12 protein-coding genes are annotated in these 16,939 nt (G+C 41.9%); 10 read left to right on the top strand and 2 right to left on the bottom strand.

What is annotated here, in order from left to right:
* The first annotated feature begins 226 nt into the window (after positions 1-226).
* From pflB to PODO_RS21160, 10 genes are all read left to right on the top strand, one after another.
* Entirely contained in the window at positions 227-2,488 is a 2,262-nt protein-coding gene (gene pflB / locus PODO_RS21205) for a formate C-acetyltransferase (protein WP_036682923.1), read from the top strand.
* A gap of 216 nt (positions 2,489-2,704) precedes the next feature.
* Complete coding sequence (pflA, locus tag PODO_RS21200) at positions 2,705-3,442, top strand: pyruvate formate-lyase-activating protein (protein WP_036682920.1); 738 nt, start codon at positions 2,705-2,707, stop codon at positions 3,440-3,442.
* A 437-nt stretch (positions 3,443-3,879) separates the two neighbouring features.
* Positions 3,880-5,286: an extracellular solute-binding protein gene (locus PODO_RS21195; protein WP_036682919.1), complete on the top strand. Its 1,407-nt coding sequence runs from the start codon at positions 3,880-3,882 to the stop codon at positions 5,284-5,286.
* Positions 5,287-5,414: 128 nt separating this feature from the next.
* On the top strand, positions 5,415-6,299 hold the full coding sequence (locus PODO_RS21190; protein WP_036682917.1) for a carbohydrate ABC transporter permease: 885 nt from the start codon (positions 5,415-5,417) through the stop codon (positions 6,297-6,299).
* Positions 6,299-7,129 carry a carbohydrate ABC transporter permease gene (locus tag PODO_RS21185; RefSeq protein WP_036682912.1) on the top strand — a complete coding sequence of 277 codons (831 nt, stop codon included), beginning with the start codon at positions 6,299-6,301 and terminating at the stop codon, positions 7,127-7,129. The genes PODO_RS21190 and PODO_RS21185 overlap by 1 nt, the downstream gene beginning before the upstream one ends.
* Positions 7,130-7,157: 28 nt before the next feature.
* Entirely contained in the window at positions 7,158-9,011 is a 1,854-nt protein-coding gene (locus PODO_RS21180; protein ID WP_036682911.1) for a cache domain-containing sensor histidine kinase, read from the top strand.
* Positions 8,989-9,780: a response regulator transcription factor gene (locus PODO_RS21175; protein WP_036682908.1), complete on the top strand. Its 792-nt coding sequence runs from the start codon at positions 8,989-8,991 to the stop codon at positions 9,778-9,780. Before PODO_RS21180 ends, PODO_RS21175 begins: the two co-directional genes overlap by 23 nt.
* Before the next feature lie 885 nt (positions 9,781-10,665).
* Positions 10,666-11,643, top strand: a complete 978-nt coding sequence (locus tag PODO_RS21170; protein ID WP_235219484.1) for an ABC transporter permease — start codon at positions 10,666-10,668, stop codon at positions 11,641-11,643.
* Between the two features lie 15 nt (positions 11,644-11,658).
* Positions 11,659-12,621 (top strand): carbohydrate ABC transporter permease, encoded by a 963-nt coding sequence (locus PODO_RS21165; RefSeq protein WP_244886366.1) that lies wholly within the window; start codon positions 11,659-11,661, stop codon positions 12,619-12,621.
* A gap of 94 nt (positions 12,622-12,715) precedes the next feature.
* The gene (locus PODO_RS21160; protein ID WP_038572551.1) at positions 12,716-14,314 is read left to right on the top strand and encodes an ABC transporter substrate-binding protein; all 1,599 of its coding nucleotides are present in this window, start codon (positions 12,716-12,718) and stop codon (positions 14,312-14,314) included.
* Between the two features lie 74 nt (positions 14,315-14,388).
* On the opposite strand, the gene PODO_RS21155 is transcribed toward PODO_RS21160, so the two are convergent.
* The gene (locus PODO_RS21155) at positions 14,389-15,672 is read right to left on the bottom strand and encodes an ABC transporter substrate-binding protein (RefSeq protein ID WP_052097224.1); all 1,284 of its coding nucleotides are present in this window, start codon (positions 15,670-15,672) and stop codon (positions 14,389-14,391) included.
* 18 nt (positions 15,673-15,690) lie between these two features.
* On the bottom strand, positions 15,691-16,935 hold the full coding sequence (locus PODO_RS21150; protein ID WP_036682902.1) for a response regulator: 1,245 nt from the start codon (positions 16,933-16,935) through the stop codon (positions 15,691-15,693).
* Positions 16,936-16,939 lie beyond the last annotated feature (4 nt).

Here is a 16,939-nt window from a genome sequence, read left to right as displayed (position 1 = left end):
GTTGTGGACTAGATATAAGTGACAAATATCACCGGAAAGGTGATATTTGTCACAGTCTATTTATAGAAAATAAACTAAAATGTTTATATAAACAACGGTCCCATACATGGAACAATGATTGTGAATTTTCGAACAACCATATCTTTCTTGGGATCACGAGACACGGGATCAACCTTCAAGCCCGCGATCTCTACAAATATTATAAATATAGATGGAGGGATTTAGCATGTCGGTGATTGAAAAAGATGTACAAGAAGTGAAATCCGGTTGGAGAAGTTTTACAAAAGGTAAATGGTCCAGAAAAGTTGACGTTAACAACTTTATCGCAAGTAACATTAAGCCTTATGAAGGAAACGAAGAATTCCTCGTAGGACCTACTAGTAACACAACTGAACTATGGAAGATTATTTCCCAATTGAGTAAGGAAGAAAGAGAAAGAGGCGGCGTATGGGATGTTTCCCTAGATACTGTCTCCACAATCACTTCACATGCTCCAGGCTACATTGACAAAGACAAGGAACAAATTGTAGGCGTACAGACTGACGCTCCTTTCAAACGTTCCATCCAGCCATTTGGCGGGATCAAGATGATGGTTGATGCTACGAAGGCTTACGGCTTCGAGCTTCCACAAAACATCGTTGACATGTTTACGAACATTCGCAAAACGCATAACCAAGGCGTATTTGATGCATATACACCAGACATGAGAGCTGTGCGTAAATCCGGCGTAATTACAGGTCTTCCTGATGCTTACGGCCGCGGACGCATCATCGGCGACTACCGCCGCATTGCTCTGTACGGTATTGATTTCCTCATTAAAGACAAAAAACAACAACAAACTGAGCTTGAAGTTGATTCCATGACTGAAGATATTATTCGTTTGCGTGAAGAGCTGTCCGAGCAAATTCGTGCACTTGGCGAATTGAAAGAAATGGCAGCCGCTCATGGTATGGATATTTCCAGACCAGCGACCAACTTCAAAGAAGCTACTCAATGGGTATACTTCGGGTATCTTGCAGCAGTTAAAGAGCAAAATGGTGCAGCGATGTCCCTAGGCCGTGTGTCCTCTTTCTTGGACATCTATGCAGAACGCGATATTGCTGAAGGTACTTTGACTGAAGAACAAGTACAAGAAATCGTCGATCATTTCGTAATGAAACTGCGTATCGTGAAATTCTTGCGTACACCTGACTATAATGATCTGTTCTCCGGTGACCCAACATGGGTAACTGAATCCATCGGTGGTATGGCTGAAGACGGAACAACTCGTGTTACCAAGAACAGCTTCCGTTTCTTGAACACCCTGTACAACTTGGGTCCAGCTCCGGAACCAAACTTAACTGTACTGTGGTCCGAAAAATTGCCTGAAGCCTTCAAAAAATATTGTGCTAAGGTTTCCATTGAAACTAGTGCAATTCAGTATGAAAATGACGATGTAATGCGTCCATACTGGGGTGAAGATTATGCGATTGCTTGCTGCGTATCTCCAATGCGTATCGGTAAACAAATGCAGTTCTTCGGCGCTCGTGCCAACCTGGCAAAAGCATTGCTGTATGCTATCAATGGTGGTATAGACGAAAAATCCGGAGCACAAGTTGGACCGGAATTCCCAGCGATCACTTCTGAATATCTGGATTATGACGAAGTAATGAAACGTTTCAAACCGATGATGGAGTGGTTGGCTAAAACTTATGTTAACACTTTGAACATCATTCACTATATGCATGACAAATATTCTTACGAACGTATCGAAATGGCGCTGCATGACCGTGACATTCTGCGTACGATGGCTTGTGGTATTGCTGGGCTGTCCGTTGCAGCTGACTCACTAAGCGCAATTAAATACGCCAAAGTAAAACCTATTCGTAACGAACAAGGTATTGCGATCGACTTCGAAACCGAAGGCGAATTCCCTTGCTACGGTAACAATGACGATGCTGTAGACAGCATCGCAGTAGAATTGGTTGAAACCTTCATGACTATGATCCGTAAAAACAAAACATATCGTGATTCTGTGCCAACTCAATCGGTACTGACCATTACTTCGAATGTAGTGTACGGTAAGAAGACAGGTACTACACCTGACGGACGTAAGAAAGGTGAACCTTTCGCACCGGGTGCTAACCCAATGCACGGACGTGACAAGAAAGGCGCCTTGGCTTCCCTGAACTCTGTAGCTAAACTGCCTTACTCCGATGCACAAGATGGTATCTCTAACACGTTCTCCATCGTACCTAAGGCACTTGGTAAAGACGAGGATTCCCGTAAGTCTAACCTGGTACACATGATGGATGGATACTTCCATAACAACGCTCAGCATTTGAATGTTAACGTATTTAACCGTGAACAGCTGATGGACGCTATGGAGCACCCAGAGAACTATCCACAATTGACTATTCGTGTATCCGGCTATGCAGTTAACTTCATCAAGCTGACTCGCGAACAACAAATGGATGTAATCAACCGTACATTCCACGGTTCGATGTAATTTGTTTCTGTCATGAAGATCTTTGAATTAGTACTACATTGAAATAATTGCAAGGAAGATACCGCCCTTGTCTCAAGGGCGGTAATATCTTGTTTGAGAATTGTTAAAATTTTAAATTTTATAGCCGCGATTTAGGGATATGACAGTCTCAAAGACAGGAAGCTTCATCGTTGAAAGAGGGACTGTTAGTCTGTCGTGGCGAAAGGATGACATCCTATGATTAAAGGTCGCATACACTCTTTGGAAACCTTTGGAACCGTTGATGGACCTGGTATTCGATTTGTCTTGTTTATGCAAGGCTGCTTGCTGAAATGTCAGTATTGCCATAACCCTGATACTTGGGCTTTAGATGAAGGTAAAGAAATGACTCTAGAAGAAGTGCTTTCGGAGATCGAGCCATATATAAACTACTATCGTTCATCCGGTGGCGGGTTAACTGTATCCGGTGGAGAACCAACCTTGCAGGCGCAATTTGTAAAGCAGTTATTCACGGAAGTGAAAAAACGTTGGAATCTGCATACCACATTAGATAGTAATGGCTACAACGAAGGTGACAAGATTAATGACTTATTGGACGTTACAGATTTGGTTATGCTTGATCTGAAGCATATTGATGAAGAAGCGCATATCAAGTTAACCGGTAAATCCAATGATCGAACTTTGAAGCTTGCACGCTGGCTCTCAGACCATAATCGTAAGATGTGGATCCGACATGTATATGTACCTGGTATTCATGATCGTGAAGAGGATCTCATTAACTTAGGTCGTTATATTGGAACCTTAAATGGCGTCGAGAAATTCGAAATCTTACCTTATCATCAGATGGGTATCTATAAATGGGAAATGCTCGGCAAAGCTTATGAACTGGATGGAGTACCTTCTCCAACAGAAGAAGAAGTGCAACGGGCATATCGCTTGGTAGAAGAAGGTCGTAAGCAAACGGCATTGGTATAATAGATATATATTTTTAAGAGAGACCGTACCCTCAGTGGTTGATCACTGAAGGTGCGGTTTTTTGTTATGAGGAAGTAAAAAGGGAGGGGATAAAGCTCCTCTGAGGGGGTGGTTTTATACTATTCCTAATAAAGACATGCTATAGTTACACGTGGTTAATGGGATGGATAATAAATGAATATGTCAGGTAATGTGACTATTTGGATGTTTTATTAATTGTTTCTAGAGTGAAAACAAAGTTTTGTGATGAGAAAAACAAATAAATTAAGCGATTTAACATTATTGTGTTATGTAATATAACTTATAATGTAGTTGATTCCGCTTACATTAGAGATTTTTATCCCTATAGTGGATGAATCTTAACCTTACGATAATGAAGTCTGTTTTCTATAATAAGAAGTGTAAAGCACATCAATATATAGGGAGGGTCACAAGAAATGAAAAAAAGTATGACTTTGCTATTGTCCCTGATTTTCGTATCATCAGCTTTACTGACTGGTTGCGGAGGCAACAACAATGAGTCTTCTAACAAAGGAGATGGAAACGCTACCGCGACTAATTCAGCCGCTACAAATGCTCCTGCAACAGAAGAACCGGTAAATAACGAGCCATTTGAAATGACGATTCGTCACACTCAAATCGGTGCAGACAAGCAGAAACGTCTGGCTATTCTCGAAGAAGTAGTTAACAAGGTACAAGAGGATGTACCGGGTCTGACCTTTAAACTCGATGGGGTAGATTCAGATGTAAACCGTAAAGAAAAATTGCGTGGTGAAATGGCTGCGGGTAATCCGCCGGAAATCTTCGATCTGTTCGGTAGCCCTGACTCCAAGATCTATGCTAAAGAAGGTAAATTACTTGACCTGACTCCAATTCTTGAGGAACTTGGAATTAAGGATAAATTCTCAAATCTTGATCCTTTCACTTATGAAGGAAAAATCTATGGATTGCCTATCGGTGGTTCTGGTGAAGGCTTCTTCTATAACAAAGAATACTATACAAGCAAGGGCTGGAAGGCTCCAACAACGTTTGCCGAATTGGAACAACAATTGGCTGATATCAAGGCTGATGGAAAAGTACCTTTGGCTGGTGCATCCAAAGCTGGTTGGGTACCACTTATGTTAGCTAACCACTTGTGGTCACGTTATGCAGGTCCAGATGTAACTGCTAAATTTGCAACAGGCGAAGCTAAATGGTCTGATCCAAATGTAGTAAAAGGATTTGCGAAATACAAAGAATGGGTTGATAAAGGCTATTTCAAAAAAGGCGAACTTGGCTTTGAATATGCTGAATACACAACACAATTCACTAGTGGTGAAGCGATCCTGCTGTATGATGGTACTTGGAAATCCTCCGTATTTAAAACTGGCCAATCTGGCGAAGGTTTGATCGGTAAAGTTGGCTTCTTCAATATCCCAGCAGTTGAAGGCGGAGCAGGCGACCAAACTGCATTGATGCGCGATGTAAACAATGGTTATGGTTTCTCTGCATCTGCTGAGAAAGATCCACGTCAATTGGCTGCTGTGAAATCTTTTATTAAAAACTTATTTAATGAAGAAATGCAATTGCGTGGACTTGTTGAAGATGGTGTATTGCCAGCAATGAAGATTGACCAAAACGTATTGAATGAGAATATTACTGATGATCTGATGAGCGAAATCGTAGGTGTACTTAACAACTCACAATCTTCGTTCCCAGCATTTGACTCTCTTGTTCAAGCTGATGTAACTACAGAAATCAGTAACATTCAAATTCAAAAACTGATTGGCGATCAGACGACTCCTGAGAAAATGGGCGAAGCTTTGCAAAAGGTACAAGAAGAAGCAAACGCAGCAGTTGAATAAATAGCTGCAAACTGAATGTACCCTGGTGCTAAATCCAGGGTACATTTTTAAAATCAAAGAAAATATGTGTTTGCACTTGATCTGAAGCATTCACTATTCGCCAGATGTCAAAGCAACCGGAGGTAGTCATGAATAAAGCATTAAGAAATCCAGTGGTATTTTTCCTTTTCGTTCTTCCAGCATTGATATTGTTCACGATGTTTTTCATTTACCCCATTTTCAGTTCTATTTATTACAGTTTTACCAGTTGGAACGGTGTATCGGAGACGGTTAAATCAGCCGGATTAAGTAATTATGAGAAAGCATTAGGAGATGAACGATTCTGGATATCCGTTAAGAACAACGGTTGGTTTATTCTTTTCTCCGTATGTATCCAGGTACCGTTGATCGTATTCTTCTCGTTATTGATTTCTAATGTGAAGAAGTTAAAAGGCTTATATAAGACAGCAGTCTTTATGCCTTCCATTATGTCTACAGCAGTTATCGGTATTCTCTGGGGGTTTATCTATGAGCCCAACATTGGACTTTTTAATAAGCTCCTTAGTCTAGTAGGAATTAATCCTATTTACTGGCTGTCAGATGAGAGATTTGCAATGCTTTCTATTTTGTTGACGAATGCTTGGCAGTGGACTGGATTTTATATCGTTATGGTCCTAGCGGCGATTCTAGCTATTCCTGGTGAATTGGATGAAGCTGCAGCCATTGACGGCGCAACCGGATTTCAACGCGCTACCCGTATCACGCTCCCACTAATCGTACCGATCATCTCGGTTGTAATTATGCTATCCATTGCTGGAGCAATGAAAGCGGCGGATATTGTCATCGTTATGACTAAGGGGGGACCTGCAGGTTCAACCGATGTAATGGCAACATACATGATTAAATATGCGATCACGAACTTTAAGTATGGATACGGAAATGCCATCGCTGTCCTGATCTTTGCGTTTACACTGGTGGTTACAGTCCTTTATCAGCTGCTGATTGCACGTCGTACAGAAAGGATTGAATACTGATGCCACGCGCCCTGAAAAAGAGTCTGCCACATATTGCCCTTTTATTCTATTTGTTAGTGATCCTGTTTCCTTTCCTATTCGTATTATTCTCTTCTGTGAAAAAGGATAATAATGAGATTGCGCTTAATCCTTTTGGCATTCCAAAGGAATTCGTCTTCAATAACTACGTCGAAGCTTGGGTAAATGCCAAGATCAGTACTTACTTTTTCAACAGTTTGTACATTTCGATACTTGCTTCTGTAGTGTCCATTCTGCTTGCGTCTATGTTTGCTTTTGCGGTTACGCGGATGCGTCAGGGGAAATGGAATACTATTTTGTTCTCACTGGTTTTAGTAGGAATGCTCATTCCGAATAATGCTTTAATGCTGCCGATTTATACGATTGTACGTAAGTTAGGAATACTGAACACCCACTGGGCGTTGATCATTCCTTATATCGCCAATGCGATTCCATTTACCATAATTATTTTAGCAGCATTTATGCGAAATTTACCTAGAGAAATAGAAGAAGCTGCGGTCATGGATGGCTTGAAGGCACCGGGTATCTTTGCTAGAATTATTGTACCTCTAACGGTTCCGGCTATGGTTACTGTATTCATTGTTAATTTCCTGGGAAATTGGAACGAGTTCTTGCTAGCTAACTACTTCCTGTCGAATGACGAGCTGCGAACGCTTCCAGTAGGTATGGTCCAATTCCGTGATCAATACCAAATGAACTATGCACAAATGTCAGCCGGTATCGTCTTCAGCGTCCTGCCGGTAATTATCATTTATGCTATTCTGCAGGAGAAGATTATTGAAGGTGTAACAGCGGGCGGCGTAAAAGGATAACTTTATTCTCAGTCAGGAGCACTAGCCGATGAATTTGCGCTATAAATTATTTACGGCATTTTTGGGCCTGATTATCATTCCTTTATTTATTCTAGGCATGCTTATGTTTTTTGTGACTTATAATTCTATTGAGAAAAAGTACAGCCAGCAGTCGGAATACTCACTTAAAGCGATTAGCTACAGTATTTCTAATGTACTAAAAGATATGGATAACGTTACAGACAACGGAATTGCTACCTCGGTATTTCATATGGCCCTTAGTGCAGATGATCCTACCAATCAGGATTTGACTGATGCTGAGCAACTGAATCTGAATGCGAGCCAGCGCAATTTCCGTAGTCTGTTGTTTAATCATCCATCGATCAGTTATGCGTTTTTGTACAATTTTAACGGTAGAGGTAACTCTGAAATCGTGTCGCTTTTTAACAAGGAAAATTTCCGAACGCTACCCTATGATACATTCAAAAAAAGTGATCTGTACCAGGAAGTTATGGACTTGAATGGTGTGCCGAAATGGCTGGCTCCTCACGAGTATCCCGAGCTTACGGGTACTGAACCTGTGTTTACACAAATTCGCTTAGTGAAGGAATTGAGCTTCTTTCAGAACATAGGTATCCTAGTTGTGCAGATCAAGAATTGGGAGTTCGAATCCATATTTCGCAATCTAAAAATTGGGGATAGCAATCAGGATGTTTCCTTTATGCTTGTAAATGATGATGGAATGATTCTTTTTGACCCAGATCAAAAGCTGGATGGACAGGACTTCCAGTCTTTCGCGGATAAAGAGATTACCTTTAAAAAAGGGTTTCAGAGTTTCAAAACAGAGTACAACGGGGAGAAAAGCATTCTTTCCATGTATCACTTGAAGGACTATCCATGGAGTCTGGTATCTGTGACTTCTTGGAATACGTTGTCTCACGAAGTTACAGTATTTGCTCGCTGGTTCGTCGCTGTGATTTTCCTTTGCTTATTGGCAGCTGTGATCTTCAATTTATTTTTTATGAACCGGATTACCGGCGGCATCGCCGTCATTGTTCGTTTTATGCGCCGGGTTGAAGACGGAGATCTGACCACTAGGGTAGAAGTTAAAGGAAATGATGAGTTAACGCTGCTTGCTAAGGGATTTAATGATCTTATGGATAAAATTAATGGGTTATTTAACAGAATTCATGTGGAGCAGCGTCGCAAGAATCAAGCTGAGATGCGTGTTCTGCAGGCACAGATTAAACCACATTTTTTATTCAATACATTAGAATCAATCAATGTTCTCGCTATACAGAATGAAGGTAAAAAAGTTAGTGAGATGGTCTACAGGCTGGCCAGTATTTTGCGAATTAGCATTCAGGATCGGGAAGAGATTACGCTGGATGAAGAAGTTAAACATTTGCGCAATTATTTGGATATACAAAAATTCCGCTTTGAAGATTTGTTCGAATATGAGATCGATATTCCGAATGAATTGATGAGTTGCGGTATCCTTAAACTCACTTTACAACCGCTTGTAGAGAACAGCATTCAACATGGATTTGAGGGCATTGATTACAAAGGTCATGTTTCTGTGAAAGTTTGGGAGAAGCAGGGGGATTTGATTTTACGTATTGAAGATAATGGTATTGGTATTACACCGTCTCAGTTAGCTATTTTTCAATATATTGTGAATGATCCTGTGGAGCAAGAAGTTAAGGTTGAACGGGATAACCGGATGAATCTTGAACGCAGAGGTCTTGGTATTCGCAGTGTAGCAGATCGCATCCGCATTGAATACGGTGACAGGTACGGAATATTTATCTGTTCTAGTCCAGGTCATGGTACTATTATCCAATGTGTCATACCTAAATACGAGCAGGGGGAAGATCATTATGCTAAAAGTATTATTGGTTGATGACGAAGCCCCAATTCTGAATAATCTGAACAGGGTGTTGCCTTGGCAGGAGATGGGGATGGAGGTTGTCGGTATGGCGCGAAGTGGAATGGATGCTTTGCGTATTGCCGAGGAGAAACAGCCTGATCTTGTGTTATGTGACATCCGTATGCCAGTGATGGACGGGTTAACTTTTATCGGTAAGTTGCGGGAGATGGGATTGGATAGCGAGGTGCTGCTTCTTACCGGATATCAGGAGTTTGATTATGCACGGGAAGCGATTCGGCTAGGTGTTAAAGAGTATATTTGTAAGCCGATACATTATGAAGAGCTTGGCAATAAGGTACGGGAAATTGGGGCTAAGATCCGTAGTAAGCAGTTTAAGAATAAACTGTATAATAGCATTCCAATTTTTCAGGAAATCCCTGAAGGTGAAGATGATTCTGGCAAAAAAACACCGGATCAGCTGATGAACCAAGCAGCTAAGTACATCACAGAACATCTCCATTCTGATATTGGGATTGAGGAAGTGGCGAATAAGATCGGGATTAGTGGCAGTTATTTCTGTCTCTTATTTAAGAATCGTTTTGCTATGACTTTTGTGGAATACGTGACCCTACAACGAATTGAAGCTGCTAAGTTTATGCTAACTAACAGTGATAAGAGTATTACGATGATTGGCTCCGGAGTTGGCTATCAGGAGCGGCGTTATTTTACCAAGGTATTTCAGAAGCAGACGGGGATGTCGCCTAAGGAGTATCGCGACCGATGCCGGACCGAAGTGCAGTGAGGTCGGCGTCGCTCTGAGGAATGTTTGTTGCTGAGTGGTGAGGTTAGCGTCGCTACAAGGAATGTTTGTTGCTGAGTGGCGAGGTTAGCGTCGCTACAAGGAATGTTTGGACTTCCGGTCGCTGTTATCCTCAGATTTCTTGATTAGAAACCGCTATTAGCGGTTGAAATCCGAGGATAAAGGCGAACGCTACGCTCCTACAGTTCCAAACTTCCTTTCCGTTCCTTCTCCCTCACCCCACTTCGTAGTAGTATAGGGGCCGGCCCACACCTACGGATGTGGGCCTCTCTGAGAACACAAGGGCTGATTGCCTAGTTAATCTAAGACAGGAATTATCGACCATAAAGTACGAAGATTATCAACCAGCCTTGGCTGTGCTGAAGAGAAAAGATTATCGACCAGCCCTTGGCTGTGATAAAGAGTAAAGATTATCAACCAGCCCTTGGCTGTGATAAAGTACGAAGATTATCAACCAGCCCTTGGCTGTGATGAAGTACAAAGATTATCGACCAGCCCTTGGCTGTGATGAAGTACAAAGATTATCGATCAGCCTTTGGCTGTGATAAAGTACGAAGATTATCAACCAGCCTTTGGCTGTGATAAAGAGCAAAGATTATCGATCAGTTCTTGGCTGTGATAAATGCGATTAAGGTACATAAGCTATGATTAATTAAATTTTTTGCCTCTATTTAGAGGCTGAAGAGATGGTTTTCCTTGATTTTCGAGGATAATCGTCTCTTTTTTTATAGAAATATAATATGTTCCCTATACTCCCATAAATTATCATATGTTTTAATTAGAGTGTAAGGAGGATACGCAAAACGTTAGGCAAGCAAGAGTATTTGGGACTTAAGAATGGGATGATGGAGAATGGGGGAACCAAAAATGAGTGTGACGAATCCTTCCGTCAGCTTGTCAGAAGTAAAGAAACCAGGCAGGGGAAGAACGCCGAATTTTCTTAGAGTAATGAAGAAATACTGGGTGTTCTATTTGATGATGTTACCTGCGATAGTGATTCTAATCATCAATAACTACATACCGATGTTAGGAACGGTAATTGCATTTAAGGATATCAATTACCAAAAAGGGATTCTGGGTAGTGATTGGGTCGGGTTAGCAAACTTCAAATATTTAATCTCGACGGAGACGGCCTGGATCATTACGAGGAATACGTTATTGTATAATACAGCGTTTATTATACTGACGCTATTTTTTTCGCTAGCTTTCGCAATTATGTTTAACGAAATGCGTAGCAGATGGCTATCGAAATTCCATCAAAGCGCTATGTTTCTCCCTTATTTTCTCTCTTGGGTCGTCGTAAGTTACTTAGTATACGGCTTTCTGAGTGCAGAGCATGGGTTCATGAACAAGACATTACTCCCGTTCTTTGGGGTAGATCCTATCGAATGGTATTCACAGTCTAAATATTGGCCTGGGATTCTTGTAATTGTGAAGATATGGAAAGAGATTGGGTATACAACGGTTATATATATGGCCGCTATCATTGGAATAGATAATGAATATTATGAGGCGGCACTTATTGATGGAGCTTCTAAATGGAAGCAGATTCGAAAAATCACGCTGCCCCTGATCAGTCCAGTTATTATAGTAATGACGCTGCTGCAGATAGGTAGGATTTTTAACGCAGACTTCGGATTATTCTTTCAGGTTACGAGAAATGCAGGAGCATTATACTCGACGACGCAGGTTATCGACACTTATGTATATCAGACCTTCCTTGCAATCGGTGATATAGGAATGTCTTCAGCCGCGGGTCTCGTTCAATCTGTTGTAGGATTTCTATTGATTTTCTTGGCGAATCTAGCAGTGCGACGAATCAGTAAAGATGATGCTTTATTTTAAAGGGAGGTGGGAGTGTTGAGCCAGACAGAAACAGCAATAGGGTCGTCACGGCGTACAGGAAAGTGCACAAAACGGCAAAGACAACCCAATGAAATATCTAATATATCTAATTTGCTAATTAATATATTCTTTTGGATATACACAGCGATTTGTGTGGTGCCGCTGATCCTCGTAGTTATTGTATCGTTTTCGGACGAGAATTCCGTTATTCAGAACGGGTACAGCTTTTTTCCTAACAAGTGGGATATTTCTTCTTATGAATTTCTGTTAAAAGATTATTGGCAAATTATCGATGCAGCTTCCGTTTCGTTATTTGTGACTGTGGTGGGCACGATTCTGAGTCTTATCATTATGGCTATGTACGCTTACCCTATCTCACGTGGAGATTTTCCACATCGTAATTTCTTCTCATTTTTTATGTTTTTTACAATGTTGTTTAATGGTGGCCTTGTGCCTTGGTATCTGGTCTACACGCGAATGATGCATATGAAGGATACGTTATGGATTCTAATTATGCCGCTGCTGGTTTCTGCTTTCTTTGTTATCATCTTACGGACCTTTTTTGCCAATACCATACCACCAGCTTTAATCGAATCTGCTAAGATCGATGGGGCACCAGAATTCCGGATCTTCGTTCAAATTATTTTGCCTTTGTCTATGCCAGTGTTAGCTACAGTAGGTTTGTTTCAGACCCTGGCCTATTGGAATGATTGGTACCTTAGTTTGATCTTTATCTCACCCGAAGGTCATGTCAATTTACAATACCTAATGTATAAGACGATGCTGAATGTTCAGTTCCTGACTGCAAGTCCTCAGGCGATGGCTGCCTTAGCTGCACAAGGTGTAGAGATCAATATTCCGACAGAAACGGTAAGAATGGCGATGGCTGTTATTGGTATTGGACCTATCGTGTTTGTATATTCCTTCTTCCAGAAGTATTTTATTAAAGGGCTTACCGTGGGTGCTGTCAAAGGTTAAGGACGATTGTCATGGCTTAATTCGGCCGCTTTATGCTAAGGTGTGAACGGCCGATTCAGCATATATAAATATTTTGAGGGAGGTTATGGTGTATATGAAAGCTGTTAGAAAAAGCGCACTAATGACACTATTGCTAACGATGGTACTGAGTCTTAGTTTAGCAGGCTGCGGTGGGAATAACGGGAATAATGAAGCAGCTTCACCTGCTCCAAGCGAAAATGCAACCGCTACCAATGCTGCTGCTACGGATGAGCCAGCCGCAGATCCTACTGCCGAACCGGCAAAAGAATTGGAGCCTTATACCGTCAAGTTAATCTATGTCGGTGCAGTGCAAAAGGATGAAAAAGCAGTAGAAGATGAAATCAATAAGTTATTGGAACCTAAAATCAACGCCAAATTGGATATCGCACCGATCGATTGGGGTCCATGGGACAATGATGTCAATCTGAAAATTGCGAGTCAGGAAAAATTCGATATCATCTTTACAGCTCAATGGAAGAACTACGTAACGAATGCAGCTAAAGGCGCTTATCTCCCGATTAATGACGATAGCGGCAAATATGGTAATCTCCTAAATGAATACGGCCAAGGGATTCTAAAAAATCTGGATCCACAATTCTTAAAAGGTTCAGCGATCAATGGTGTGAATTATGCTGTTCCTACAAACAAGGAGCTGGCTGCACAAGGTGGGGTTGTCTATCGCTCCGATATTGCGGATGAACTGGGCATCGATATGTCGAATGTGAAATCCATTCAAGATCTGGATGCAGTTCTCAAAGTAGTGAAGGAGAAAAGACCTGACCTGACTCCATTGTATTTCAAACAAGGTGAGACCTTTAACTCACAGTACATGGCACAATACGATACCCTTGGTGATGCTGCCATTCCTGGTGTTCTGCTTAAAGATTCCTCAGATACTAAGATTCAATCGATGATTGAGATGGATCGTTATAAAGAAATCATTAAACTTACTCGTGAGTATATGAAAAAGGGTTACATTAACAAAGACGCCGCAGTTGCTACGAATTCGACTCAGGATGCAATGAAGGCTGGCAATGTCTTTATGACAGTGCAATCGCTTAAACCAGGTAAAGATAGTGAGCTGGCGAATGCTACCGGCTTGGTTGGCAAGCTGAAACAAATTGCATTCAATGATCCAACGATTTCTACAAGTGATGCTGCTGGATCTATGCTTGCGATCTCTGCTTCCTCTGGTGATCCGGCCCGGGCTATGATGGTGCTAGATATTCTGCACACAGATAAAGATATCAACAATCTGCTTGTTTTCGGTATAAAAGGTGTTCACTATGAAGTCGTAAGTGGTGATACGATCAAAGCTACAGACAAAACAGCTGATTATAATACGGCTGCAGCTTGGATGCTTGGAAGTCAATTCCTGAACCCCGTGTGGGAAAGTGAAGCTCCAGACAAATGGGAACAATTCAAAGCCTTTAACTCTAAAGGTAAAGCTTCTGTAGCGCTTGGTTTCAACTTCGACGCCTCCGCGATGAAGACTGAAATGGCTGCTTGTAAAGCTGTAATGGATGAATACGACATCAGTTTGGATACGGGTTCTGTTGATCCTGATACCGTACTGACTAAGTATGCTGATAAGCTGAAAAAGGCAGGGCTCGATAAGATTATTGCAGAGAAACAAAAACAGCTGGATGCTTTCCTGGCTGCGCAAAAATAAAGCGAAAATGATTTAAAAAAAGGCTCTCCCCAGCAGGCTAATTTAGCCGGGGAGAGCCTTTTTTATGATATTACTTAGCGGAAGGAGCTGTCTATTTGTTTTGCGGCTTGAACAGCAAGGGTCCAAGCCAGTTCAGGAGTTAGCTCGCCTTTTTCAGCTTTGGTCAAGTATTCGAGCATGCTTGTCTCCACGTCAGCGTGATGAGGGCCGTAATAGGTCGGAATTACTGCTTTTGCTGCTGACGAAAGGGTCAGACCAAGCTCTGAATTAGGAAAATAAGGATCATGCAGATCGTGGATCTCTGGGTCATCATAGATTTCGGGGGTGGAAGGGAAAGCCCCTTGTACCTTGAAAGAAACCAATTGCTGCGTTGGTTCGGTTAGCCATTTAATAAGAGCAAAGGATTCATCAGGATGATTACCTGTCTTTGGTAAGGTCAGAACGGAGCCTCCGCGATTAGCGCTGTTTTCTGGGATTTGTGTTACATTCCATAAACCGCTGGCAGTTGGAGCGCTGCTCTTGATATGACCAATCATCCAAGCCGGACAGAGCATGACTGCAAAATCTCCGTTGAGCAGGCCTGCACCCCAGCGTTGCGTATCCACTGCAATACTGGCGGACAGATTTAGCTTAAGGGCATGAATTGAGAAGTCCCAGGCTCGTTTGACCGCTGGATTATTGTCGAGGATCAATTCTTGCGTTGTGGGACTGTAATATTGAAGCTTGGACTGACGTAGAAGGGTGAGATAGAGGTTCTCCAAGTCATTTACAAAAGCTTTTCCTGTTCTCTCCTGTACTTTGGTGCCCGCTTCAAGGAATTGCTCCCAAGTTTGGATTTCTTTAGCCACTTCCTCTGGTTTAGTAGGGAGACCTGATAATGCGAATATATCCGTTCGATATAACATGGCATAGGGTCCAATTTCCGTTGGTAATCCGAAAATAAAATCATTACCCAGCACCTCCTGCCACTTCCAATTCAGAAACTGGTCCTTCAGATTGTCAGCTTCAAAAGTTTTTAGGTTATAAAAATAATCAGGGAACTGTTTGAAGCGATCCAAATAGCTAATATCAATGGCAGCCACGTCCGGGGAACTATAACCTGCTGCGAATGAAGTCTGTAGCTTGGCTGGAAGCTGCGTGGAGGTGGAGGTTTGAATATGAATCTCTAGCTCGGGATGTTGAGATTGATATTGGTCAATGAGCGACTCAAGACCTGATCCGGCAGTGAGCCAGATGTTCAGCTGTATCGGGTCTTGTAAAGCGGTATCTTCCTTGGAAGGGGAGAGCTGACAACCACTTGTATTAAGTAATAAGCCAAATGCTAATAGGACAGTAATCAACTTACCATTTACATTCAAGAGAAACACACCTCTACTTTATTTGTTGTGCTTCTGAAATTCCTGAGGAGTCATCCCCATGTATTTCTTAAAAATAAGGCTGAAATATGCAGGATCCTTAAAGCCTACTAATTCGCTAACCTCATATACCTTGAGAGTAACATTCTCTAATAATTCAGTAGCTTTTTGAATACGAAGTTTGGTAAGGAAGCTAGAGAAAGGTTCCCCTACATCATCTTTAAACAATCGGCCGAGATAGGTAGGATTCATATACAGTTCATCTGCGATCATTTTGAGGGAGAGATTCTCTTGGAGCCGGGAATTCATAACCTCAATCATCATAGAGATTACCCTGCGCGTTGCCTTTACTTGTAATTGTTCAGCGAGCTGTGGAGAAGCCGAATGTATGGTGAGGTCTCTGAAAAAGATAACGGATGGCGTACTCTCTTTTTTGACCTGCTGACAAGCTTCCAGACTCTCGTGATAGGCGGTCGCGAGTGCCCCCAATTGATAGTGAGGGTTGGAGACCCCTGCACAGAATGGCGATTTCAGAATACCCGACAGCTTATGCAGCAGTTCTTGTGTCAATACCTCATCCACGCCGTTAGGCTGCTCAAGAGGATAGAATAATAGCATGATGGCTTCCTGCTCCTCTTGAATACCAACAACATTGGCGTACAGCGCAAAACATTCTTCTAATATATTAACGACCGCTGCATACATGGCTTGTTCCGACCAGTTCTGCGGCATGCCTACTCCAAGATGGTTTACGGTTATGACTACAAAGGAATGAAAAGGAGGAATAAGTTGTTCTTCAAAATAGGGTAACGGGATGCCGTAAAGAAGATCAGATAAGCGTTTCTCCCGAAGGTTTTTTTCTCTCAGCTGCGTTAATTGCCTCTGCTGTTTCTTCAATTGAAGACGTTCATATACGCCTGTTGCGACTTCAAGAATATGTTCTACTGAATTTGGTTTAACCAAATATTCCTTTACACCATAACGGATGGCTTGACTAGCATAGGTGAAATCCTGATAACCTGTGAGCAGCACGGTTTCAGTGTCTGGATAACATTCATGGATATGCTTTGCAAGTTCCAGTCCATCCATGCCGGGCATTCGTATATCGGATATCACCAGATCAACCATATGCTCTTTTAACAGTTGCACAGCTTCTAAACCGTTCTCTGCCGAGCCAATAATGCTAAAGTTATGATTCGCACTTCCCAGCATTTCTGACAGAGAACGGCGAACAAAACTTTCGTCGTCCACGATTAACACATTCATCGTT

Source organism: Paenibacillus odorifer, from assembly GCF_000758725.1.
GTDB classification, from domain to species: Bacteria; Bacillota; Bacilli; order Paenibacillales; family Paenibacillaceae; genus Paenibacillus_AQ; species Paenibacillus_AQ odorifer.
The sequence above is the reverse complement of the archived record's forward strand: the minus strand, read 5'-3'. Positions and strand labels throughout refer to the sequence as shown.

Coding starts and splice junctions, on each gene's coding strand:
- pflB (WP_036682923.1), top strand. CDS start 227: ATGTCGGTGATTGAAAAAGATGTACAAGAAGTGAAATCCGGTTGGAGA.
- PODO_RS21170 (WP_235219484.1), top strand. CDS start 10,666: ATGAGTGTGACGAATCCTTCCGTCAGCTTGTCAGAAGTAAAGAAACCA.
- PODO_RS21160 (WP_038572551.1), top strand. CDS start 12,716: ATGAAAGCTGTTAGAAAAAGCGCACTAATGACACTATTGCTAACGATG.
- PODO_RS21150 (WP_036682902.1), bottom strand. CDS start 16,935: ATGAATGTGTTAATCGTGGACGACGAAAGTTTTGTTCGCCGTTCTCTG.
- PODO_RS21175 (WP_036682908.1), top strand. CDS start 8,989: ATGCTAAAAGTATTATTGGTTGATGACGAAGCCCCAATTCTGAATAAT.
- PODO_RS21190 (WP_036682917.1), top strand. CDS start 5,415: ATGAATAAAGCATTAAGAAATCCAGTGGTATTTTTCCTTTTCGTTCTT.
- PODO_RS21180 (WP_036682911.1), top strand. CDS start 7,158: ATGAATTTGCGCTATAAATTATTTACGGCATTTTTGGGCCTGATTATC.
- pflA (WP_036682920.1), top strand. CDS start 2,705: ATGATTAAAGGTCGCATACACTCTTTGGAAACCTTTGGAACCGTTGAT.
- PODO_RS21185 (WP_036682912.1), top strand. CDS start 6,299: ATGCCACGCGCCCTGAAAAAGAGTCTGCCACATATTGCCCTTTTATTC.
- PODO_RS21195 (WP_036682919.1), top strand. CDS start 3,880: ATGAAAAAAAGTATGACTTTGCTATTGTCCCTGATTTTCGTATCATCA.